Source organism: Phycisphaerae bacterium, assembly GCA_035275405.1.
Taxonomy (GTDB): domain Bacteria; phylum Planctomycetota; class Phycisphaerae; order UBA1845; family UTPLA1; genus DATEMU01.
The window spans coordinates 744822-768688 of record DATEMU010000003.1 but is presented as its reverse complement, the minus strand read 5'-3'; the positions used below and the strand labels follow the sequence as shown (position 1 = coordinate 768688).

General features: G+C 62.1%; 16 protein-coding genes. 10 read left to right on the top strand and 6 right to left on the bottom strand.

Annotated elements, in window-relative coordinates:
* Window positions 1-8: 8 nt before the first annotated feature.
* Window positions 9-845 (bottom strand): SPOR domain-containing protein, encoded by an 837-nt coding sequence (locus VJZ71_05145; protein HKQ47433.1) that lies wholly within the window; start codon window positions 843-845, stop codon window positions 9-11.
* Between the two features lie 356 nt (window positions 846-1201).
* Between VJZ71_05145 and lptD the strand changes: the two genes are divergently transcribed.
* A complete protein-coding gene (gene lptD, locus VJZ71_05140) occupies window positions 1202-4273 on the top strand; it encodes an LPS assembly protein LptD (protein HKQ47432.1) in 3072 nt (1023 codons plus the stop codon).
* A gap of 11 nt (window positions 4274-4284) precedes the next feature.
* On the opposite strand, the gene VJZ71_05135 is transcribed toward lptD, so the two are convergent.
* The 3 genes from VJZ71_05135 to VJZ71_05125 form a co-directional block, all read right to left on the bottom strand.
* Entirely contained in the window at window positions 4285-6312 is a 2028-nt protein-coding gene (locus VJZ71_05135) for a hypothetical protein (GenBank protein ID HKQ47431.1), read from the bottom strand.
* A gap of 179 nt (window positions 6313-6491) precedes the next feature.
* Window positions 6492-8459, bottom strand: a complete 1968-nt coding sequence (locus VJZ71_05130) for a thrombospondin type 3 repeat-containing protein (GenBank protein ID HKQ47430.1) — start codon at window positions 8457-8459, stop codon at window positions 6492-6494.
* A 154-nt stretch (window positions 8460-8613) separates the two neighbouring features.
* Window positions 8614-9993 carry a sodium:proton antiporter gene (locus VJZ71_05125; protein ID HKQ47429.1) on the bottom strand — a complete coding sequence of 460 codons (1380 nt, stop codon included), beginning with the start codon at window positions 9991-9993 and terminating at the stop codon, window positions 8614-8616.
* A 106-nt stretch (window positions 9994-10099) separates the two neighbouring features.
* On the opposite strand from VJZ71_05125, the gene VJZ71_05120 reads away from it, so the two are divergent.
* Window positions 10100-10648 (top strand): DUF6265 family protein, encoded by a 549-nt coding sequence (locus VJZ71_05120; protein ID HKQ47428.1) that lies wholly within the window; start codon window positions 10100-10102, stop codon window positions 10646-10648.
* Window positions 10649-10884: 236 nt separating this feature from the next.
* On the top strand, window positions 10885-15720 hold the full coding sequence (locus VJZ71_05115) for a thrombospondin type 3 repeat-containing protein (protein HKQ47427.1): 4836 nt from the start codon (window positions 10885-10887) through the stop codon (window positions 15718-15720).
* Between the two features lie 685 nt (window positions 15721-16405).
* Here the strand turns inward: VJZ71_05115 and VJZ71_05110 are convergent.
* Window positions 16406-16969: a hypothetical protein gene (locus tag VJZ71_05110; protein HKQ47426.1), complete on the bottom strand. Its 564-nt coding sequence runs from the start codon at window positions 16967-16969 to the stop codon at window positions 16406-16408.
* Between the two features lie 228 nt (window positions 16970-17197).
* Window positions 17198-18256, bottom strand: a complete 1059-nt coding sequence (locus tag VJZ71_05105) for a hypothetical protein (GenBank protein HKQ47425.1) — start codon at window positions 18254-18256, stop codon at window positions 17198-17200.
* Window positions 18257-18573: 317 nt separating this feature from the next.
* On the opposite strand from VJZ71_05105, the gene VJZ71_05100 reads away from it, so the two are divergent.
* The 7 genes from VJZ71_05100 to VJZ71_05070 all read left to right on the top strand — a co-directional run bounded on the left by VJZ71_05100 (window position 18574) and on the right by VJZ71_05070 (window position 23846).
* Window positions 18574-18909 (top strand): RNA-binding protein, encoded by a 336-nt coding sequence (locus tag VJZ71_05100; GenBank protein ID HKQ47424.1) that lies wholly within the window; start codon window positions 18574-18576, stop codon window positions 18907-18909.
* A gap of 149 nt (window positions 18910-19058) precedes the next feature.
* Window positions 19059-19874, top strand: coding sequence for a TIGR00282 family metallophosphoesterase (locus VJZ71_05095; protein HKQ47423.1), 816 nt, complete (start codon window positions 19059-19061; stop codon window positions 19872-19874).
* A 46-nt stretch (window positions 19875-19920) separates the two neighbouring features.
* The gene (locus tag VJZ71_05090; protein HKQ47422.1) at window positions 19921-20388 is read left to right on the top strand and encodes a GNAT family N-acetyltransferase; all 468 of its coding nucleotides are present in this window, start codon (window positions 19921-19923) and stop codon (window positions 20386-20388) included.
* A 101-nt stretch (window positions 20389-20489) separates the two neighbouring features.
* Entirely contained in the window at window positions 20490-21950 is a 1461-nt protein-coding gene (gene xseA, locus VJZ71_05085; GenBank protein HKQ47421.1) for an exodeoxyribonuclease VII large subunit, read from the top strand.
* A 52-nt stretch (window positions 21951-22002) separates the two neighbouring features.
* Window positions 22003-22530: a hypothetical protein gene (locus VJZ71_05080; protein ID HKQ47420.1), complete on the top strand. Its 528-nt coding sequence runs from the start codon at window positions 22003-22005 to the stop codon at window positions 22528-22530.
* Window positions 22531-22545: 15 nt separating this feature from the next.
* The gene (xseB, locus tag VJZ71_05075; protein ID HKQ47419.1) at window positions 22546-22779 is read left to right on the top strand and encodes an exodeoxyribonuclease VII small subunit; all 234 of its coding nucleotides are present in this window, start codon (window positions 22546-22548) and stop codon (window positions 22777-22779) included.
* A 170-nt stretch (window positions 22780-22949) separates the two neighbouring features.
* Complete coding sequence (locus VJZ71_05070) at window positions 22950-23846, top strand: farnesyl diphosphate synthase (protein ID HKQ47418.1); 897 nt, start codon at window positions 22950-22952, stop codon at window positions 23844-23846.
* Window positions 23847-23867 lie beyond the last annotated feature (21 nt).

The following is a 23867-nucleotide window of genomic DNA, read 5'->3' as shown; positions in this document are numbered from 1 at the left end:
ACCGGTCGCTAGGGCGCGATCACCGCGTTCGGAACCTTCGCCCGGATCGACCGCAACGCCTCCTGCGCCGCAGCGTACTTCGGGTATTGGCCGACGAAGACCATGTACAGCGTCTTTCCCAGCCGCGACTGGCTTTCGATCCGCGGGGAGAGTCCCGCCGTCCGCAGCTTCTTCATCTGTTTGGTGGCCGACGATTGGTCCTGGTACGCCCCACACTGAATCGCGAAGTAGTCTCCCTTCCATTCGTACATCCGCCGGGCGTTTTCGGTGATCGTGCTCTGGGGATAGCGCTGAACGACCGTCCCGAACTCGCGCCGCGCCTCTGTCCAGCGTCCCTCGTGTTGCAGGCAGACGGCATAGCGATAGCGCACGAGGTCGGTCGGCGGCTTTTCCGGAAGTCCCTTCAAGGCCCGGGCGAAATGGTACAGGGCCCTGGCCTCGTCGCCCGCCTCAAAGGCGAGCGTTCCGGCCATCGCCGCCGCCTGTGACGTCAGTGCTTTATCTTGCGAAAGCGCGAGGCAACGCTCGGCATCCGCCAACGCACCCGCTTTGTTGGACTGTTTCACGTAAACCAGCGCCCGCAGGTAGTGAGCCTCCGCCACGCCCGAGTACGCGTGATACGTGGAGATGATTCCGTCGAGTTTGGTCTGCGCCCCGCCGTAATCCTGCCGGCGGTAATCCTCGCCCGCTTTATTTAATTCCTGCTTCGCGCCGTGGGGAAGTTCCGTGCAACCCGCCACCAATGGGAGCGTGAACACGGCATGCAGCCGCGGCCCGATCCAGCGCCGCCGCTTCCAACGGCTGGTCGATCGGCCGATCTTGCTGAGTGCGATGCCCTTTGACATCAACGAATCCCTTTCGTAATTACGCGCCGACCGCTCGCCGCTCGCCATCCCCGATAATCCCGTCGCCTGCGGCGGAGGGACAACGTTCCCGCCGCGCAAGCATGCGGCCTTCGTTTATCGGAGGCCACTTTCCGGGGGTTAACTCAAATCAGACCGTAAAAAACCGCCTCCTCGCACGCGTTACTCATTGACTGCGCCAGTCGGCCAATATCCCAGATTCGCGCAGCGCACTTCGGCTGGTTTGACAGCCCCAGGGCACGCCCTATAATTCGCGCCCGATTGGGGCTCGGGATTCCGCGCGGCTCGTTTCCACCGGCCCCCCGATTGTCAGCACCGCGCGGGTCGCAGTGAGGCGAATGCAAAGGATTGTCATTGCCATTGCGTCGGCCGCCCTCCTCGCGCTGTGCGCGCCGCTTGACTCCTTTGCTCAATCCGAAACGGGAAACGCCGGGGCACTACCCGCCGCAGGGGACGATCCCGGCGAATTCGGCCACATCGAACCGGTCTTGCCTCCGGGCATCAGCGACTTCAACCTGGAATTCTTCGGAAGGCTGGCGTACACGTGGACGCAGCCCGATGGCACAAAGGTCATCGAGGTCCAGGGCGATTTCGAGGGCCGCATGGGGCAATATCTTCTGAAGAGCCGCAAGGGTATTGCGTGGTTCCAGAAGAAGAAGTGGCAGAACAAGCCTTATCTCGAAGTTGAGATCTTCCTTTGGCAGGACGCCGAAGTCCATCAACCGGCCGGGACCCTCGACACCGGCCCGGCTCTGCTTGTCACCCTTCGCACCTTCGGAACCCTCGTCCTGAACGCCGACGCGCACTCGCCCACCTCGAACGCCGACGGAGAACTGTACAGGGAGGGCTCCAAGGTTCGAAAGCTCTTGATCGCCGCGCCGCCGGAGAAAGCCGACAAGTCCGCCTCCCCTCTCCAGGTGGCCCCGACGGCCGAGAAGTTGCGCCTGCAGCGGCCCAAGACCGCCAAGAAAGTCGATTTCACAGCCGAGAAACTTTCCTACGAGCAACACGACAACCAGTCCGTCGTCATCGCCATTGGCGATGTCCTCGTTTCCCAGGGCTCACCGGCCCAAAGCGGAGAATTCGTGGAGATTCGCGCGGACGCCGCCGTCGTCTACATGAACCAGGAGCAACTCGACAAGTCCGTTCCGGGCTTCGTGGACCAGCCGGGTTCGCCTTCGGAAAAAAAAGAACCGCCCCCCGCCGAACGCAGCGCGCCGAAAATTGAAGAAGAAAAAAGCCGCGACGCCGCCCGTGCCGCACGCGAATGGGCTCAGGCCGTGTACCTTGAAGGGGACGTCGTTCTCACGCGCGGACAACGGATGATCCGCGCGTCGCGCCTGTATTACGACTTTGAGCAGGAACGCGCCCTCATTCTCGACGTCGTTACTCGCGCCGTGGAACCGACGCGCTCGCTGCCCATCTACGTACGGGCCGAGGAAGTTCGCCAACTTTCCGCAACGGAGTATGAAGCCGACAAGGCCCAGTTCACCACCAGCGAATTCCACACGCCCCACGTCGCCATCGGCGCGGACAAGGTCGTGCTGGTCGACCGCACGCCGAAGAACGAGGCGGGCGATGCCATCGGCGTCGAGGCCGGCACATACCGGGCGTATCACACGACCATGAACCTGGAGGGCCTGCCCATCGCTTACTGGCCCTTTTCCCGCGGCGATTTCTCCCGCGATCGAATGGCCTTCCGCTCCGCCAAGTTCGGCTACAACGGCGACTTCGGGGCCACGTTCGAGACCCGCTGGTATCTCTTCAACCTCATGGGCCTCGAAACGCCGGAGGGCTACGACGCCACGCTCAAACTGGACTACTTCACCGACCGCGGCCCCGCAGCCGGTATCGACATGGACTACGAGCGCGAGGACTACATGGGCCTCCTTCGCACGTACTACATCAACGACCACGGCGACGATGACTTCGGCGGCGAGCGCGGCAACATCCCGCCCGATCATGACAACCGCGGTCGCGCCCTCTGGCGACACCGTCAGTTCCTCCCCAAGGACTGGGAATTGAATCTCGAAGCCGCCTACCTTAGCGACGACAATTTCCTCGAATCCTATGAACGTAACGAATTCGAGAACGGCAAGGAGCAGGAGACCGCCATCTACCTCCTCAAGCGCCAGGATAACTGGCAGGTCTCTACCCTCGCCAATTGGCGCCTCAACGATTTTCTCACCCAGACCGAACACCTCCCCGACGGTCGCTTCACCCTCATCGGCGAGCCACTCGGCGAATTTGCCACCGCCTACAGCGACTCGCACCTCGGCGTTGTCCGCTACCGTTATGACGATCGTCGCTTCTGGAACGGCCAGGACCGTCGAGACAATACGGGGTCGACGGGCTCCGTCGTACGCGGCGACACCCGCGAAGAACTCACCTTTCCATTACCTGATTTTGGCCCCGTCAAGCTGACTCCCTATGTGATGGGCCGAGCGAGCGCCTACGATGACGGCCCCAGCGGCTGGTATGAAAGCAATAGCGGCGGGTTCGGCCGTGTATTCGGGGCCTATGGTCTTCGCGGTAACATGATGCTCAGCAAGGTAGACGACACCGTCGAGTCCTCTCTGCTCGACCTCCACCGCTTGAGGCACATCATCAAGCCCGACTTCGGCCTTTGGAATGCCCACTCCAACCGGCACCCGGACGAATTGACGCCCTTTGATTCGGGCATCGAGGATACCGATGATTTCGGCGGCGGGACCGTAGGCGTCCGCCAGAAGTTCCAGACCCAGCGCGGCCGCCCCGGCGAATATCGCACCGTCGATTGGATTGTTTTCGATGTGGAGGCGGGTTTTTTCAGCAACAAGGAAAAAAGTGAAGACGTCCCCAACGAAGTCTACGGTAAGCACAACCGGCCGATCTACGCCTTTGATCCGCCGGTCAAGTCGAACCGCAGCCACGGTGACTACATCTTCAGCCGGCCTGAGGACAGCATCTCCTCAAACTTCCTGGCGACGAACTTCCAGTACCGCCTCAGTGACAGCACCGTCCTCGTCCACGACAACGTCTTCGACGTCAACCGCGGCAACGTGGGCACGAGCAACATCAGCCTCGCCGTCGAACGCGAACCGCGCCTGGCCTATTTCTTCGGCTGGCGCTACATTCACGACACATCGAGCAACATCATCGCCTTTGGCGGCAATTACAAGCTCAGCGAAAAACACACCGTCGCCATTCGTGAACTGTATGACATCGACGAAGGGCGCAACGTCTCCACCGAGCTGGTCTATGTCCGCCGCTGGCCGCGCTGGTACAGCGCCGTCACCCTCGACGTGGACAAGACCCTCGACGACGTCGGCATCAACATCAGCTTCTGGCCCGAAGGCGCCCCCAACCTCGGCCTCGGCTCCAAACGCTACACCGGCCTCGGCGACTCGGTCGGATTGAATGTGCGATAAATGGAATTGAGTTAGATCGCCCCCACGAACCCCCGCACGTCCCGACCGTCCGCCAGGCCGTTCGAGTCGAAATCGCTCAGGCACGTCGGCGCCGGCAACATGATCTCCAGGATGAACATCGGAATGTCCGCCTCGGTCACGTCGCCGCTGCAATCGTAATCTCCCTTCACGATCCCCGTGCATGCCGGATACTCGCAGCCGTCCGGGATCAGGTTGTTGTTGCAGTCCGCCTCACCGCACGAGTCGATGATCCCGTTGCTGTTGCAATCGATCCCCGGCGCCGCGGCGATGTCGCAGCTATCCGGGATATCGTTCGCGTCGCAATCATCCTCCAGCGGCCCGGCGATGTCGCAGTCGTCCGGAATCCCGTTGCTGTTGCAATCCGGATTGCACCCGCTGGTACAGAAGAACGGCCCGCCGGGAGCGGGGCTTCCAACCGAAATCTCACATTCGTCCGGCACGCCATTGCCGTTGCAATCCTCGCTGACGCTCCCCGCAATATCGCACGAATCCGGCACGCCGTTACTGTTGCAATCCGGATCGGCAAGGCTGTCGATATCGCACGCATCCGGAACCCCGTTGCTGTTGCAATCCGCGTCGCACCCCGCCGTGCAGAAAAACGGCCCTCCCGGCGCGGGACTGCCCGCCGGGATCTGGCACGTATCCAGCCCCCCGTCGCCGTCGCAATCCAGCGACGGATTCAACAGGATCTCGCAAGCATCCGCCGTGTCATCCCCGTCGCAGTCCAGATCACACTCGTCCAGATTGCCGTTTGAATTGCAGTCCAGCGAAGGGTTGCCCTGGATTTCCAGGTAATCTGCAATCGTGTTCGCATTGCAGTCCACCGGTCCCGCCGAAGGGCCGACGATTGAGACCGTTGCCGACGCCGGGGCACCCGGCTTGAACAAACCCAGTGTGATGACGGCGTTCGGAACCGGCGGGCTGGTCGTTCGAAGCCGGAAATTGTACAGCGTCCCCCAGCGCAGCGCATTCGCATTGGCGTTCACCCCATACGCTGTGGTCGACCATCGTAGCGCAGCCGCCAGACGCGTCGCCGTCCAGTCGGTCGCGTCATACGGCTCCCCGCTGTGGTAATCGACGTCGTGGAACCCCTCGCCCTGCACTGGTGTGGAGCTATGCAGCGCCACACTGAAGGAACCTACCGACCGGTCCGAGTTCAAGTTTTGCACCGCGTACTCATATTCCCAGAACCCGTTCCCCAGGTCCGTCGCTTTTCCCGCGACGATGATCCGGCCATCCCCGGCCACGTCCGCGCTCGCCATCGCCACCGTCGCATCCGTATCCTGCCACGCCTGGATCGCCGGCTTCTGCTGCTGCGTCACCCCCGTCACCGATACCACGTAGGTCAACGGCGTCACGGTCACCGGCCGGTACGACGCGTTGTTGTTGTCATTCCCCGCCGCCGCATCGTCCGGCGATATGTAATGGCCCTCGACAAAATAGAGACCCCCGCCCGCCTGCGCCGGATCGAGGTCCGCCGTGTGCACCTGAAGTCGCTTGTAGATAAAGTTGCCCGATGCCCCTTGCGAGGAGTACGGGAAATCAAAGTACCCCGTCGCCGCGTTCACCTGAAACCGCGGTCCCAGCCCTCCCACTCCGCCGGCGCCCGCCTGGTTCCCATTGAGCCCGGCGGAATAGGGATCCGAACATCCGGGGTGCAGAAGATTGTCCGGACCGGGCGTCGGGCAGATGCCGCAGGTATTTTCGTTGGTCGCCAGAAACCCGTGCTTGACCCACGATTGCCCGATTTGCTCCAACCGCCCATCCTTAAGCCGATACATGTTCTGCGCAATGACCGGATGCTGGTTGGTGAGGTCCTCCCACTCCAACGGCTGATCGCCGATGTTGCACGAGATGGTCCCCACCGAATACGCCGTAATCCCCCCGACTTCTCCCCAGCGCTGTACGGCGTCCAGATCTCCGACAATCACGTCGGGACCGGCCGCATCCACGCCCGCCGGAAAAACCGTGCTTGCCGCAAGTGAAATGAAAATCCAGCCCCAGCCGCTCCGCCCCACTTCTGTCACCTCCGGTCAATGACCCTGCCCCGGCGGGTCGAGATCCGCCGAGGGGAAAAACCCCGGCATGTCCCCCATATCGTAGGCCCCCCGCACCGCCTGTAACAAGGTTTAGAAGTCCGATTATAACGGTAAATGCCATTCTTGGCGGCAATTTCGAGACGAAGCGGCGAACCGGATTACGATGGCGCAGGCCGCCCCGGCCGCCGTCGCCACCGAAATCCGCAGACGCCCAACCCCGCCAGGAAGCCCAAGGCCGCCTCAGAGCCGGTCCCGCAGCAAGCGCCACTGGGGAGTCCTCCGGGCGGCGGAGGCGGTTCGCTGTCGCAAACATCGCCGAGGCCGTCCCCATCACCATCCTCCTGCCCCGCGTTCGCGGCCTCGGGACAGTTGTCGCAATCGTCGGGATAAGAGTCGCCGTCTCGATCCACGTCGCACTCGTCGAGAAAGCTGTTTCCGTTGCAATCGAATTCGGGGTGAGCGGCAATCTCGCAACCATCCGGGATCTGGTTCGTGTTGCAGTCGTTGCTCGTGCCCGCCGCGATCTCGCACGAGTCCGGCACGCCGTTCGTGTTGCAATCGTCCTCCAGCATTCCCGCAATGTCGCACGAGTCCGGGATACCGTTCGAGTTGCAATCCGCATCGGCGAGGCTCGCGATGTCGCACGAATCCGGCACGCCGTTGCTGTTGCAATCCGGATCACAGGCGGTGGTGCAGAAAAACGGCCCGCCCGCGGCCGGGCTGCCGACCGGAATCTCGCATTCATCCGGAATTCGATCGGAATCGCAGTCATCGCTCGATCCCCCGGCGATATCGCAGGCATCCCATGACCCGTTGCCATTGCAATCTGGTAGCCCCGTAGCCGCGTCGCATTCATCCAGGTACCCGTTCGTATCGCAGTCCAGCAGCGGGTTCTCCTGAATCTCCAGATAATCGGGGATCGTATTCGTGTTGCAATCCACCGGCCACGCCGCCGGACCGACGATCGTCGCCGTCACGGAAGTCGGAGTCCCCGGCTTGAACAGCCCCAGCGCCACCTCCGCGTTCGACGTCGGTGGGCTGTTCGTCCGAAAGCGAAAGTTGTAGAGAGTCCCCCAGCGTAGCGCGTTGGCGTTTGGGTTCACGTCGTGCCCCGTCGTCGTCCAAAGGAGCATTCCCGTCGGCCGCGACGGCTCCCAGTCCGTCCCGTCGAACGGCTCTCCGCTGTGGTAATCGACGTCGTGAAACCCCACCGCCTCCACCGACGTGGCGTCATGAAGCGCGACGCCGAACGTCCCCATCGACCGGTCGGAGTTCAGATTCTCCACCGCATACTCGTATTCCCAAAATCCATCCGGCAGCTCCGTCACCTTGCCCGCCACGATCAACCGCCCATCTCCCGCAACGTCAACGAATGCGATCGCCACGGTCGCATCCATTTCCGCCCACGCCTGGATCGCCGCTTTTTGCCGCTGCGTCGTTCCCGCCAGCGCCACCATGTACATGCTTTCGTTCGGCTCGCTGACCGTCACCCGCCGATACGAGGCATTGTTGTCGTCATTCCCCGCCGCCGCGTCGTCCGCCGCGATGTACAAACTCTCCACAAAGTAAGACGCCCCCGCGTTCAAATCCGGCTCGAGGTCCGCGTCTTGCACCTGCAGCCGCCGATCGATTAACGTCAACGCCCCCGGCGGCGGCGGCGGCGGTCCCGGAAAAGCGCCCGTCGAGGCATTCACCTCCGCGCGCGGACCCAGTTTGTCCTGCCGGCCGTTCAAGCCCGACGAATACGGATCGGAACAGCCGGGATGCAGTTGGGGAGCAATCTGCGGGTCCGGACACGTGCTGCACAGATTGGTGTTCAGGGCGATCAGGCCATGCTTGATCCATGACTGCCCGATCTGTTCGAACCGGCCCGCTTTGAGCCGATACATGTTCTGCGCGATGACGGGATGCGCGTTGGTGTCTTCCTCCCATGCCATGTCCGCATCGCCGATGTTGCACGAATGCGTCCCGACGGAATACGCGGTGATATCCCCCTCGCGCCCCCAGCGGGTAATGCCGTCAAGTTCGCCCACAATAATGTCCGGACCGACCGCGCGCGCGCGGCCGACGACGGCAACGATGCATAACGGTAAAATAAAAGCCCCGCGCCGGACGAGATGCGACACTTCGACCTCCAATGAAGGTACACCCCGCTCCGATCAAAGATCCGCCGTGGCGGACTCTTGCTACCCCCCGATTATACCAACATGGACACTGACTTCTCGTTATTGGGAAGATTCCCCCGTGGAGTGGCTGTCCCGCCCGCAAATTCCACCCCCCCTATCCCCACAAGAAAATCCGCGTCACGACCGCAAACAGCGGCAGCAGGATAAACCCGCTGTAAACCATGTACCCGAAAAAGCTCGGCATCTTCACCCCCGCGTGCTCCGCGATCGAACGCACCATGAAATTGGGACCGTTCCCAATGTACGTCATCGCCCCCATGAACACCGCCCCCAGCGAAATCCCCACCAGCAAATCCTGACGGATGTAGTGCCCGCTCAAAAGTTGAAGAATCCCCGGTCCCGGCGCATGCGTCATCGCGTTGGCCGTTTCAAAGAACACGACATACGTCGGCGCGTTGTCCAGAAAGCTCGACAGCGTCCCCGTCGCCCAGAAGAACTTCGCCGGGCTGTCCAGCCCCAGGCTCGCCCCCCGCGCGTTAAGAATCTCGATCGGAACCTGCATACACAGAAAGATGCCGATGAACAGGACCGCCACTTCGACGATCGCCGTGTAATTGAAGTTGTTCTCCTTGCGTACGATTCGCGGCGTCATCAACAGAGACAGCATGACCAGCCCCAGTTGCACAAACTCTCGAAGAAACGGATAGGGCGTCCAGTTTGTGCCGGCCATCGGTTTCTTCGGATCAAGCAGAGCCGTGGCCAGGAGCACCCCGGCCAGCCACAGGAAGTTGATCTTGCCGACGATCGCGAGCTTTTTCACCATCCGCTCATCGCGCTGAATATCGCGGCGTTTTTCATGCCGATAGGCCGAGCGATCCCAGAAGTAGTAGATGACCAGGAGCGCCGCCGTCACGAACGCCCACTCTTTCCAAAGCACGAGCGTCCAGAGAAACGGCACGCCGCGCAGGTAACCGATGAACAGCGGCGGATCGCCGATCGGCAGAAGCGTCCCGCCGACGTTGCTCACGAGGAATATGAAAAAAACGACCGTATGGGTCACACGATGCCGTTCCGAATTCGTCGCCAGGAGCGGCCGGATCAGCAGCATCGACGCCCCGGTCGTTCCGATCAGGCTCGCCAGCACGCTGCCGGTCGCCAGAAACGCCACATTCGTCAACGGATGCGCCGGAATGTCTCCTCGAACTCCGATCCCGCCCGAGATCACGTACAGCGAAAACAGCAGCGACATGAACGGGACGTATTCTCGCAGGACGCCGTGGTGCAGGACCTCGCCGACGGTTGGCCATCCCGCCGGCGCGGTATGGTCCCCCTCGCCGAACCCGTATCCTCGAAAGTAATAGTACGCCAGCGTGACGGCCCCCAAACCCAACGCCACGATCAGCTTGTTCTTATTGTGATGCCACCACCCCTCCGTCCGCGGGATGAGCGGCAGGATCGCGATGCACAAGAGCAGCGCCGCAAAGGGGGCCACCCACATAAGCCCGGGGATGTTCCCCATTGAATCTGCGACCATGGATTCCCATTAACGAATAGAGTTGTGACCTCGCCGCAAAGGTCGGTAGGATAGCCGCTGGTAAGACCCGACGAAAGCGAGCCAATACTCTCAAAGGAGCAAGAACATGTATCGTCCCCGGATGAAGTTTTCCCTCGGTACGTCCCTCCTCGCCGCGCTGGCCCTCGCGCTCATCGCCGCCGCCGCGCTCGCCTGGCCACCCGAGGAACCCGCCAAGTCGAAGAGCGGCCCTGGCGGACCGGTCAAGTTCGAGAAACTCCGTTGGATGACCGGCGCCTGGCGCTGCGCCGATCCCAAGGAGCCGCTCGAGGAGCACTGGACCGAAGCCCGCAACGGCGTCATGGTCGGCATGTCCCGCATCGGCGACGACCCCGAGCGCACGATCTACGAGATCATCCTCATCGAGGACCGCGCCCCGCAGCCCCTCATGTCCATCCGCCACTTCGGCAAGGGCCTGTCCGTCCGCGACAAACGCGTCGTCAACTTCAAGCTGACCAAGGCGGACGACAAGGAAGCCGTCTTCGACGACCCCTACAACGACTTCCCCTCCAAGATCATCTACCGCCTCGCCAGCGAGAATAAGCTCCTGGTCCGCCTGGAAAACAAGGACAACTCCCGGTCGAAGGAATTCCCGATGCAGCGGATCAAACCGTAGCGTCCCCCCTCGTGGGTGACGAATTGTGTAGGACAGCGTCGATCCCGGCGCGCCGGAAGAGACCTGCCGCGCAAGGGAGGGCGAGGCTCCCGCCGAGCCGAGGTAGGGTAGTGTCGAGTCTTCGAGACCTGCCTAATACTGCGCTCGGCCTTGAATCCGGGCCCTTTCTATTGATACAATGCGCCCTTTGGGGCCCGGGAACAGATGCCCCTCGGTTGGAGCCGGAGGCATTTGCCGTGTCGACGCGCATCATTCCTCGAATCGCAATTGCAATCCACTGTGCATTGTTCCTGACCACTTCCACTCTCGCCGGCCCCAACACCGACACTGACGGCGTCCCCGACGGTCTCTCGGCCTCGGATTGGTCCTCCATCCGCGCGGCCTACGACGCGAATCTTCATGCAGCCTTCGCGGTCGAGGGCGACTACCACGCCCACAACCCCGGCCAGCAATGGCAAACTCGCTTCGATGGTCGCGGCTTCGTGTCCACGCCCGACGCGGGAGGCTGGTCGTGGGGACTGGAGCTATCCTGCATGGGCCGCGAAGGCGCCGAACGCTCAATGAAAGAGCCGGCCCGCATTCAAGCCGATGGCCAACACGTCCGTTACGAATGGGATGATGAGCTGACCGAGTGGTACGTCAACGACGCTCGCGGCCTGGAACATGGTTACACGGTGCATCAAAGGCCGGATGGCGGCGCGGACTTATTGCGGTTCACACTGGCAGTACGCGGCAATCTGCACCCGCGTGTGGACCGTGACGGCCGGAGCGTGACCTTTTTCAGCGCGAGCGGCGAGGCCGTGGTGAACTACGGCGGACTGACGGCGCTGGATGCCGACTCCGCGCACGTCTCGGCCTGGTTCGAACAAGCAGGCGACAGTTTACGGCTGACAGTCGACGACAAGGGGGCGCGCTACCCGCTCGTCATCGACCCAGTCGCCCAGCAGGCCTATCTCAAGGCGTCGAACACCAATACGAACGATAACTTTGGTGTTGCCGTGGCAATATCGGGCGATACGGTCGTGATCGGAACGATAAGTGAGGATAGCGACGCCACGGGCGTGAATGGCAACCAAACCAACAACAATGCCGGCGATGCGGGCGCGGCGTACGTCTTCATCCGCAACGGTTCGACGTGGAGCCAGCAGGCCTACCTCAAGGCATCGAACACGGGTGCATCCGACAACTTTGGTTCCTCGCTGGCTCTGTCAGGTGACACCTTAGTGATCGGAGCGTCAGGCGAGGATAGCAGTGCGGTGGGCGTGGATGGCAACCAAGCCGACAACGGCGCCACAGGCTCAGGCGCGGCCTACGTCTTCGTTCGTAACGGAGCGACATGGACACAGCAGGCTTACCTCAAGGCGTCCAACACCGGGGCCAGTGATCGATTTGGTTCCTCGGTGGCCGTGTCGGGCGACACCATTGTGGTCGGGGCGCCTCTTGAGGACAGCAGCGCTGCGGGCGTGGATGGCAATCAAGCCGACAATAGTGCGAATGGTTCCGGCGCGGCCTACGTCTTCGTTCGCAACGGGGCGACATGGACCCAGCAGGCCTACCTCAAGGCATCAAACACCGAGGTGCAAGATCAGTTTGGATCCTCGGTGGGCCTGTCGGACGATACCATAGCGGTCGGGGCGCTCCTCGAAGATAGCAACGCCACGGGCGTAGATGGCAACCAAGGCGACAATAGTGCTTTCGGTTCCGGCGCGGCCTACGTTTTCGTCCGCAGCGGCACGACCTGGAGCCAGCAAGCCTACCTGAAGGCCTCAAACACTGAAGCAAATGATGGCTTCGGCGGCTCCGTCGCCGTGTCGGCGCAGACGGTGGTTGTCGGCGCGGCAAACGAGTCCAGCATCGCCACGGGAGTGAATGGAAACCAGGCCGACAACAGTGCCTCGGCTTCCGGCGCGGCATACGTCTTTTTCCGTAACGGCACGACGTGGGCGCAGCAGGCCTACCTCAAGGCGTCAAACACCGGTGCGAGCGACAATTTTGGCCGGGCGGTGGGTGCGTCGGGCGACACAGTGGTAGTCGGGGCGATGTTTGAGGACAGTATCGCCACGGGCGTGGATGGCAACCAGAACAATAACGACGCTCAAGTTTCCGGTGCAGCATACGTTTTCGTCCGCAACGACACAATTTGGAATCAGAAGGCTTATCTCAAGGCGTCGAACACCGAGCCTGGTGACCAGTTTGGCTATTCGGTAGCGGTGAGCGGCGACAACGTGGTGGTCGGTGCGCTTCTCGAGGACAGCAATGCAGTCGGAGTAAACGGCAACCAAGCTAACAACAGTGGCTCTCAATCAGGCGCGGCCTACGTCTTCGTCTGCGTGGGACTCGACACCGACAGCGACGGCCACGGCGATACCTGCGATAACTGTCCGACCGTCTTCAATCCCGGCCAGGTGGATTGCGACGGCGATGGCACGGGTGATGCCTGCGACCCGGAACCTTACCCTGACACCGACAGTGACGGCTTCGTGGATCCCTGCGACAACTGTCCGACCGTTTTCAACCCCGGCCAGGAAGATTGCAACAGCGATGAAACGGGCGATGCCTGCGAGACGCATAGTGATGGTGACGGTATAGAAGACGACTGCGACAACTGCGACCTCGTCGCGAACCCCGGCCAGGAGGATTGCAACAGCGATGGGATCGGCGATGCCTGCCAGGGGGTCGGCGATAGCGACCTTGATGGCGTGCTGGACAACTGCGACAACTGCCCGACCGTCGTTAACCCCGGCCAGGAAGACTGCGATGCCGACGGCCAGGGCGATGCCTGTGAGTCCGACTGCAATTCCAACAATCTGCCCGATCATTGTGAATTCAACACACAGCTTGCCAAACTGACCGCCGGGGGCCCGGTCGCGGTCTCCGGCGACACAGCGCTGGTCGGGGACACCGTCTTCGTCCGTACCGGTGGAATGTGGACCCAGCAGCAAGAGCTGACCGCCTCGGATGCCGCATTGAATGACTTCTTCGGTCGGTCGGTCGCTGTCTCCGGCGACACGGCAGTGATCGGGGCCTACGGTGACGACCACGGGGGTGAGAACGACGCCGGCTCGGCCTACGTCTTCATCCGCACGGGAGGCGTTTGGTCCCAACAAGCCAAGCTGACCGCTTCGGACGCAGCCGAGGAGGACTGGTTCGGCGTTTCAGTCGCGGTCTCCGGCGATACGGCAGTGGTCGGGGCGTACTCTGATGACCACGCGGGCGGGACAACCGCCGGCTCAGCCTATGTCTTCATACGTGTCAATGGCGATTGGACCGAGCAGCAAAAGCTGACCGCCTCGGACGCGGCCCAGGACGACCGGTTTGGCTGGTCGGTTGCGATCGCCGGCGACACGGCGGTGGTAGCGGCGTACTTCGATGACCATTTGGGCAGGACCGACGCCGGCTCGGCCTATGTCTTTGTCCGCTCCGCCGGTGTCTGGACCCAACAGCAAAAGCTGACCGCTTCGGACGCGGCGGCGGGAGATAACTTCGGAGGCTCCGTAACCCTCTACGGCGACACGGCGGTGGTCGGCGCGATCGGTGATGACCACGCGGGCGCGACCGAGGTCGGCTCGGCTTACGTCTTCACCCGCACGGGAGGCGTGTGGACCCAGCAGCAAAAGCTGACCGCCTCGGACGCGGCCCTGGATGATTTGTTCGGTTACTCGGTCGCGCTCTCCGGGGACTCGGCGGTGATCGGTGCGGTCCATGATAGTCTTCCGGGTGAGCCCTACGCCGGTTCAGCCTACACCTTCACCCGCGCCGGCGGCGTGTGGACCGAGCAGGAAAAATTGATCCTTTCGGATGCGGAATGGGGAGACAACTTCGGCGCCTCGGTTGCGCTCTCCGGCGATACGGTGGTAGTCGGAACGCAGGAGGCTTTCCTCGGCGACGTCGACGCGGCCTATGTCTTCAGCTTCGCCGACTGCGATGCCGACGGCACGCCCGATGCTTGCGAGGCGGACGCCGACTCTGACGGAGACCTCGACGGTTGCGACAACTGCATTAATGTGGCCAACCCCGGCCAGGAAGATTGCGACAGCGATGGCAACGGCGATGCCTGCGAAACTGACACCGACAACGACAGCGTGGTGGACGACTGCGACAACTGCCCATTCGTGGCCAACCCTGGCCAGGAAGATTGCAACCACGATGGCACGGGCAATGCCTGCGAGACGGATACTGATGGTGATGGCGTAGAAAACGACTGCGACAACTGCGACTTCGTTGCCAACCCCGGCCAACAGAATTCGGACGGCGACAGCCTCGGTGATGCCTGCGACAATTGTCCTTTTAGCCCCGACGAATGTGATCCGCCCCAGCCCAATCCGATGACCTTCGCATCGCCTCCCGCGCTAATGGGAATAACGTCCATAACGATGACCGCTACCACGGCGACCGACGCCACCCCGCCGATCCGATACCGGTTCGAATGTACGAGCGCAGCGCCGGGAGGAACGAGCAGCTCCTGGCAAATTGGCCTGGGCTACGCCGACACCGGTTTAGTCCCGAACGAATCCTATTCATACCGCGTGGCCGCCCAGGACAGTGCGCCGACACTTAATCAAACGGCGTTTTCGACGGAGGTGAGCGTGTCAACGCCCATCGAAACGCCCCAGGGCCTGGTGACCGGCGTGCTGCAGATGGACTCCGTACAACTGATCGCCCTGGGCACATTTAACAATCTCACCGTGGACCAATCGGGCCTCTACTTCGATTCGCTCACCCCTGGCGGTGACACGGGCCTGAATCTCTGGGTGCAGGGGACGACGGCGACGGCGACGGGCCTCTCTCCGGACACCGACTACGAGTTCGTGGTCAAGGCCCGCAACCGCGACGGCGTCGAGACGGTGTTTTGCGAACCCATCTCCGTGCACACGTACTGGCTGGCCGGGGACTGCAACAACGACGGACAATTCACGGTCGATAGCGACTTGGATTGCATCGTGGAGGCGCTGTTGGGCAACGAAACCAGCCCGCCGGGCGGCGCACACCGGATCGACCTGAACTACAACGAGATCACCGACGGCGAAGACATCCAGTACATCGTTGATTGCCTGCAATACGGCGGCTGCTGACACATGGGCCACACGCGAAAGGGGAGCGCTATTCACCTGCAGGCGGAAAAGAGGCGGAAACCGTGAAGGCCGGAAAAAGTGTCACGTTGGTTTTCTTGCACGGCGAACAGCTATCGCTTGTATTCACACCTTTGCAAGGCCGAACTTCCGCCGCCTTGGCCCTTCCCTCCCGCCCCCCTCAAGCCCCTAGCCCCTGATCCCTAGCCCCCGGGCCCTCCCCTGCTCACCTGTTCCCCTGCTCTCCTGCTCAGTTTAGAGGGCACAGTGAGCAAGAATAGGTCTATGAGGATACATGGCAGAGGACAAAGAAAGCGGCGAAGCCGCCGACTTCGTTCAGCTTACGGCTTATGGCCGATGGCCTACGGCTGGTGTTCCCGGAGATTCCGCGCCCATGTATGCAAAATTCAACTTTGTCAGGTTAATTCAACGACTTTGTTTTTTTCCCGCGACGTGCGGCGCTCCATCCTCAACGCTCAGGACTCGCCATTGCGCTCGATTGCGCTCGTTTGCGCGCCAAAAAAATCTCTGTGCCCTCGGTGCCTCTGTGGGGATCGTCTTCCCGTTCCGCCCTGTTCCATCTTGTTCCACCAACAAAAAAAACGGACCCCCACCGGGCCGCGTTTTCACTTTTTTTCGGCCTTTCTCGGTCAAAAAAATATCTGCGCCGATCTGCCCCATCTGCGGTTTAGCCCGTCACATTCAGATTCCCACCGCTGGCCGGCGCGGCGTTCGCGGAGGCGGAGGAGAGTTGCTCGTAGGAGGCCGCCTGGACGGAGGTGGACTGGAATTCCGAGTAGGACTCGGAGTAATGAAAGTCGCTGTACTCGAAATAGGTGAACTGCTCGCTCTGCTGCGACCCGCCCTGCAGCAGCGCCCCAATTAGACCGAAGGCCGCGTCGCGGTTCTTCGAATCGTCCTCGCCGCCGAACAGGATCTGGATCAGGGCCATGATCAGCATCATCACCCGCTGGTCCGCCTCGGAGAGTCCCTGCGAGACCGACGAGGACAGGAACGCGCCCTGCGACTGCGAGATGTCGAGCGAGTAGCTGCTGCCGGAGATGGACTGCGCGCTGACGGCCGCCGCGCTGGTGGCGGTCGCGCTGCCGGCGATCTGGCCCGAGGCGCTGCCCGTCGCAACCTGGCCCGTGGCCGGGTTCGCCCCGTTCCCCTGGCCGCCGGCGGCCGAAGCAGCCGGCGCCGCGGAAGTCTGTGGTAAAGAAACGCCCCCTGTCGCGGCGATGCTGCTCATATTCCCCTCGCTCTCCCGGCTGATGCCGTGTGGGAGAGAGCAGCATTCCCCGTGCCTCGCGGCGAGGTCCGATTGCTGAATTGCTAAACCGCCCCGCGACAAGCGGATAGGCGTGGTGGTCCTAATATGCCGCGATGGCAGCTATGCGGGAGTGTGGCGTTGCGGCAACATAGTAGGGCGTGCTCTGCACGCCGTTCGGCGTCAGCGGCGGGCTGAGCCCGCCCTACGTTAGAATCCCGGCGGCGTCTTGAAATCCGCGATGAAGATCTGGCTGTTGCCCCCGCCCCGCTGGCTCGTCCACATCATCTTTTTGCCATCCGGGCTGATGACCGGCAGGCCGTCGAACCGCGGCCGAAACGTCACCCGCTGCTGCTTGCCGGTCTCGATGTTCAGCAGGTAGACCTCGTAATTGTGGTGGCCGTGAAGGCTCGTCGTGAAGACGACGGACTTGCCCTCGGGCAGCCAGTACGGCGCCCAGTTGACCACGCTCGCGTGCTGCGTGATCTGCTGCTCGCCGCCGCCGTCTGCGTTGATCACGAAGATTTGCAGGTGATCGTCCTCCTTGCGGTCCGCCCGGAAGATGATCCGCTTGCCGTCCGGAGAAAAAAACGGCCCGCCGTCGTAGCCCGCCTTGTCCGTCAAGCGGCGCACGCCCGACCCATCGGCCTTCATGACGTACAGGTCCGGATTCCCCGCGCGGTCGCTGGAGAACACGATCGACTTGCCGTCCGGGCTGAATGCGCATTCGGCGTCGTAGCCCTTCGTCGTGGTCAATTGCCGCGGATTCGAGCCGTCGAACTCCGCCGCGATAATGTCCATCCCGCCGGGCATGTCCCACGTATAGCTGCTGCCTTTGCGATGGTAAGAATTCGGGTTGGGCATGTCGGGGTGCAGATAGCTGGAACCAAAGATGATCCCCTTGCCATCCGGTCGAAAGAACCCGCACGTACAAGCCCCGCCGCTCGGGCTGACCTGTTTCAAGGATTCCGGCACCGCCTTGCCGTCCGAGGCCAATTCCAGCGTGAACATCTGGTAGGCGTCTTCACCCTTCGGGAAGGCCTGAAAGATGATCCGCTTCATGTCGGGCGAGAAGTACGCCTCCCCCGACTTGGTCAGCCCCATGTCCTCCTCGGTCAACTGCCGAATATTGGTGAGGACTTGCTCCTCCGCATCCGTCCAGCGATCGTCCGGCAGGTTCTCCGCCACCAGGGCGTAAGGCGGCGATCCCCAACCGCCGGACAACAGGCCGAGCATCAGTAACACGATTGACCGAAGAGGATAAGTCATAACCCACCCATCAAATGCCAACCCTGTCTCTATTGCAAGCGCCAGACAGTCGCTCTTATTGGTACAAACCCTTAGTCGAATCCCCTACGCTTTAAACCGAGAAAACTCCGGTGGACGAATGACAAGTTCTATCCTATACTGACTTCCGGTTGGTGTTACGATCGAGCTAGCAAGGGTACGGTCATTTCTGTTAGAAGTTCCGCTCCTGTCTGCCTGATTCGTCTCCTGCCATCTGGTCCGGATGGTCGGACCCTTTCACTGTCGACCCTGAAAGCAAAACAGCGGGTCGAATCGCCCGAGACTTGAAGGAGTTCGTAATGGGCAACAGGTTGTATGTTGGAAATTTGCCGTTCAGCGTCAGCAGCTCGGACCTCGAGCAGCTCTTCGGCGCCCACGGCACGGTGCAAAGCGCGCAGGTCATCACGGATCGTGAGACCGGCCGCAGTAAGGGATTTGGCTTCGTCGAGATGGCCTCGGACAGCGAGGCCCAGGCGGCCATCACCGCTCTCAACGGCCAGCAGCAGGAAGGCCGGGCCATGACCGTCAATGAGGCGCGGCCCAAGGAAAACCGCGGCGGTGGCGGCGGCGGCGGTTACGGCGGCGGCGGCGGTGGTCGCGGCGGCCGTGGCGGCGGCGGTCGAGACCGCTACTAAAGCCATTGCATCGCAATCGAATCGGGGAGGCCGCACCACGGCCTCCCCTTTTTTTTGCGCGGCTAATTCGCGTCCGAGGATTGCGGCGGGAGTTTCCTATTCCTATACTGCCCGGCATTCCGCCCCCGGCGGCTAGAAAGCGGACGTCCTTGGATATCAACCTGCTCTGCATCGGCGACGTCGTCGGACGGCCGGGCCGCGCCGTCCTCTCCCAGGCCATCCCCAAGCTGACCAAGGAGCGCGGCGTCGATTGCGTCATCGCCAACGTCGAGAACGCCGCCGCCGGCTCGGGCCTGACCAACGTCCTCTACGAGAAGTTCCTCCGCTACGGCGTCCATCTCATGACGCTCGGCGACCACATTTATCGCAAGAACGAGATCTTCCCGACCTTTGAGAAGTCCGATCGAATGGTCCGGCCGGCGAATTATCCGCCGGATTCCGTCGGCAAAGAGTTCGCCGTTTATGAGACGGCCAAGGGCGTTCGCGTCGCCGTCGTTTCCCTGATGGGCCGGTTGTTCATGAAGCCGCCGTGCGACTGCCCCTTCGCGGCGATCGACCGCGTGCTGGAGCGCATCCCCCGCGACGTGAAGATCATCGTCGTGGACATGCACGCCGAGGCGACGAGCGAAAAAGTGGCGATGGGCTGGTACCTGAACGGGCGCGTCAGCGTCGTGTTCGGTACGCACACGCATATCCCCACGGCCGACGAGCGAATCCTCGATCGCGGCACGGCCTACATCACGGATCTGGGTATGACCGGGCCATATGAAGGGGTGCTCGGCCGCCGCACCGATCGGATTATTCGCTACCTGACGACGGGCATGCCGGCGCCGTTCGACGTGGCGACGGAGGACCCGCGGATGTGCGGGATCCTGGCGACGGTGGATTCGGACACCGGCCGGGCGTCGCACATTGAGCGGGTTCGCGTGGATGGGATTACGCAGGCAATGGACGACAACGATTAAATGCCGCGGCTTGCTTCGTGCCCAAACTCCCGGTACTCGTGATGTCATGTGCACCGTTGTCGCCTATCAGCCAATTCACCATGCCGGAGTGATTGACACCGTTCAGACGGTCTATCGCGAATACGGATGGCAGTGGGAGGCTCATGGCTATCATCGCGACTTGTACACAATTGAGGACTACTACATCGGCAGCGGTGGGATGTTCTGGGTCGCCCTCGACGGCGAGCGCGTGGTAGGGTGCGCCGGCGTAACCGTGCATTTGCCGGAGAGCGAACTGCATCGGCTCTATCTGCTTCCAGAGGTTCGTGGCCGCGGCCTGGGCCGTCGCCTGCTCGATACGACGATGGCGTACGCCCGCGACAAAGGTAGCCGCCGGATGATTGCATGGAGCGATGTCGTGCTTAAAGAGGCACACGCCCTCTATTTGAAAAACGGATTCGTGCAGGAGGGTCAGCGACTGTGCAGCGATCCGGACAAGAGCACCGAATTCGGGTTCTGGAAGGAGCCGCTGTGATGGCACGGCAAAGGCCCGACAGTCGGAAACCGTTTGACCCCCAAAAAGTACGCACGCCCGAACCGACGCTCTTTGCCGCCGAGAGCGGCGCTGACGCGGGCATGATCACCGTGACCGCGCTAAATCGTATGGTTCGCGCGGCGATTCGCAGGGACCTGCCCGGCACGCTGCACGTCGTCGGAGAGCTTTCCAACCTCTCGCGGCCCAGCGGCGGCCACCTTTATTTCACGCTCAAGGACGATGCGTCCGAGGTGCGCGGCGTCATGTGGCAGTCGGCGGCCGCTTCGCTCAAGTTTCAGCCGCTCGACGGCCTCGCAGTGATCGCGACCGGCACGATCGATGTTTACGAGCCGCGCGGGCAGTACCAGCTACTCGTGCGTAAGCTGGAGCCGCGCGGCGTCGGGGCGCTGGAACTGGCGTTTCGGCAGCTTCGCGAGCGGTTGCAGAAGGAGGGGCTGTTTGATCCACAGCGCAAACGCAAACTGCCCCGATATCCCGCTCGAATCGCGGTCGTGACCAGCCCGACGGGCGCGGCGATACACGACATTCTCCAGACGCTGGAACGGCGGTTTCCGTGCGTGGAGATCTTTGTTTATCCCGTCAGGGTACAGGGGGACGGCGCGGCAACGGAGATTGCCGACGCCATTCGGCGGATCAATGCGGCAAGCCTCCGACTAGGGGGAATCGACGTGATGATCGTGGGTCGCGGGGGCGGGTCCATCGAAGACCTGTGGGCGTTTAACGAGGAGGTCGTTGCGCGGGCCATCCATGCCAGCGCGATTCCCGTCGTCTCCGCCGTCGGCCACGAGGTGGATATCACGATTGCCGACCTGGTGGCCGACGTCCGCGCCGCCACACCGACTGCGGCGGCCGAGTTAGTCGTGCCGCAACTGGGGGACGTCCTGATGGAACTTGACGTGCGCCGGAATCGGCTGGTCCGGGCGTCGCTCGGCCGACTTGATGCCGCCAGGAACCGGCTGAGCCTGGTTCGGCGCTATCAGTGGTTCTGCGACCCGGTTTCCCAGGTACGGCTCACGCAGCAGCGCGTGGATGAGGCGCAGGGGCGGTTGCGATTGGCTGCTTCCCGACGAATGGCGACCGGCACCAAGGCGCTCCATGAACTGGAGGTGCGGCTCCTGCGCGTCCGGCCGGAGGCGGTCATTACAAAACGCAGGGAAGTGCTCGCGACCGCTCAGGAGCGATTGCGGCGGGCGTTCGCGCAATACGCCCGCGGCGTGGAGCGTCGAATTAACCGCCGAATGCTGGAACTGGTCGACGCCTCGCCGCGACGGAGGATCGAGAAGTCGGCCTTGCACGTCGATCAACTCTCGGGGCGGTTGGGAGGGAGCATGTCGCGCGCCATAGAATCGCGGCTGCGAACCCTCGCGGTCATGGAGGATCGGTTGCGGGCCAACAGCCACGAGGCCGTGCTAAAGCGCGGGTTTACGATCACGCGGCGCGTTGCAGACGGATTAGTGATTCGCAGCGCCGGCGACGCACGAAAGGACGATTTGCTGAGCACTCGAACTTCTGATGGCGAGGTTAGAAGTCGAACGGAATAATGTACGTCGAATGAGAAGCGGTAGAGAGCAACAATCGCCATTGGCGAGATGGTTGAAGAATGCAGCAGCGATTGTCCCTGTCGTCCTGCTCACACCGATCTTCGTTTTAGTTATTCTCTTGGGCATTACCTGGTACGTGCTCACGGGTCCGCAGCGTTGGGTCGCTGAACAACGTGCGATGCAGAATATTCGAGGGCGAATCGTGTTCGTCTACTCACGCAGGCGGCATTGGGGGGATTTCATAGCCAACAACGTCCTCCCGTTACTTCCTGAGCCCCCCTTTCTGTCGATCTGCGTCGAAACGAAAGAAGGGAACGCGACGATTCGTGAGGTATATGTATTGATAGAACGAGTCCTTCGGCGCATGAGAAGCCATCCGCAACGGCCCTTCCTGATGGCCTACGAAGGTGATCGCCCAAGACGCTGGCGAGTCGTTTCACTGCACAAGACGCTGCTATCGAAAAAACCCCACGCCAAGCGCGCAGAGGCCACACAACTAGCGATTCGAGAAATCCTGGGTCCGACGCTTGAGCAATTCCGGCTACAAGGCTACAGTTTCCTTTCGGATTCGAAGGTCTAATTCCGTGGGAGATTGATGTCTGTGTCCAGTGGTCCGCCGACGTTTGAACAATCGATGCTGCGGCTGGAGGCCATCGTCGAGGCGATCGAGCAGGGTAAGATCGGTCTGGAGGATTCTCTCAAGCAATTCGAGGAAGGCATGGCCCTGATCAAGCACTGCCGCACTGTCCTGTCCGATGCGGAGATGAAGATCCAGCACCTTCAGGCGACGGGCGACGGGGGCGCCGTTGCGGGACCGCCGCCGGGCTAAGCGAATAACAGCCCGTTTTCCGGCGCGCCGGTTTTTTTGAAAGTTCGGACAGCTCCGGGCGGCCGCGCACATGGGGCCGCTTTGTGCTACAATAACAAGCCAATTCCGGGTTCGAAGCGGTTTTCGCCGGAGCGGCGGGCCGAGCCTGGAGCGCGTTCGAGTCATTCCTCATGCCGGTCGCTGTTGCCGACGAATTCCAGACGCACCTCCGCGATACCTCCGCCTCGATCGACGCCGCGATTCGTGCCTGCTTGAGTGAATCCACGGGCGCGCCGCCCCGCCTGGTCGAAGCGATGCGCTATAGTCTGGACTCGGGGGGCAAGCGACTTCGCCCGGCCCTGGTGCTTTGGTCCTGCGAACTGTGCGGCGGCGAAAGCGACGCGGCGATGCCCGCGGCCCTCGCCGTCGAATGCGTCCACACCTTCAGCCTGATCCACGACGACCTGCCGGCGATTGATAATGACGACTTTCGTCGGGGGCGACCGTCGAACCACAAGCAATTTGGCGAGGCCGCCGCGATCTTGGCCGGCGACGCCATCTTGACGCTTGCTTTCGAGATACTCTCCCGGGATGCAAAAGACGCGCGGACGACTGTCGCGATGATTCGCGAATTGGCGGAGGCGACGGGCAGCCGCGGCCTGATCGGCGGTGAAATTGACGATCTGGAGAGCGAATCGCACCCCCCGGGTGTTGACGCCGTCGCCCGCATTCATGCGGCCAAGACGGCCCGCCTTTTTCAGGCGGCATGCCGGCTGGGAGCCCTGTCTGCGGGGGCCGACCGGTCGCAAATATCGGCCCTAAGCAACTATGGTCACGAACTCGGCATGGCCTTTCAGGCTGCGGATGATCTGCTGGATGTGACCGGGAGCTTTGAAAACATAGGTAAGCCAGTCCGGAAGGACGAAAGAGCCTGCAAACAAACGTACGTCCGAGCCGTAGGTATGGAGGAGGCGCGGCGAATCGCGATGTCGCACAGTCAAAGTGCGGCGGAAGCCCTGGCGCCGTTTGGCGATCACGCGGCGCGGCTGATCGCGCTGGCCGGCTACGTCGTGGAGCGTGAACGTTAACCTTTGGAGCGAGCGGATTCG

Bases quoted from the DNA above. Each gene is read 5' to 3' on its own strand.
- VJZ71_05125 (HKQ47429.1), bottom strand. From the start codon at position 9,993: ATGGTCGCAGATTCAATGGGGAACATCCCCGGGCTTATGTGGGTGGCC.
- VJZ71_05105 (HKQ47425.1), bottom strand. From the start codon at position 18,256: ATGACTTATCCTCTTCGGTCAATCGTGTTACTGATGCTCGGCCTGTTG.
- xseA (HKQ47421.1), top strand. From the start codon at position 20,490: ATGATCACCGTGACCGCGCTAAATCGTATGGTTCGCGCGGCGATTCGC.
- xseB (HKQ47419.1), top strand. From the start codon at position 22,546: ATGTCTGTGTCCAGTGGTCCGCCGACGTTTGAACAATCGATGCTGCGG.
- VJZ71_05110 (HKQ47426.1), bottom strand. From the start codon at position 16,969: ATGAGCAGCATCGCCGCGACAGGGGGCGTTTCTTTACCACAGACTTCC.
- lptD (HKQ47432.1), top strand. From the start codon at position 1,202: ATGCAAAGGATTGTCATTGCCATTGCGTCGGCCGCCCTCCTCGCGCTG.
- VJZ71_05090 (HKQ47422.1), top strand. From the start codon at position 19,921: ATGTGCACCGTTGTCGCCTATCAGCCAATTCACCATGCCGGAGTGATT.
- VJZ71_05145 (HKQ47433.1), bottom strand. From the start codon at position 845: ATGTCAAAGGGCATCGCACTCAGCAAGATCGGCCGATCGACCAGCCGT.
- VJZ71_05070 (HKQ47418.1), top strand. From the start codon at position 22,950: ATGCCGGTCGCTGTTGCCGACGAATTCCAGACGCACCTCCGCGATACC.
- VJZ71_05120 (HKQ47428.1), top strand. From the start codon at position 10,100: ATGTATCGTCCCCGGATGAAGTTTTCCCTCGGTACGTCCCTCCTCGCC.
- VJZ71_05100 (HKQ47424.1), top strand. From the start codon at position 18,574: ATGGGCAACAGGTTGTATGTTGGAAATTTGCCGTTCAGCGTCAGCAGC.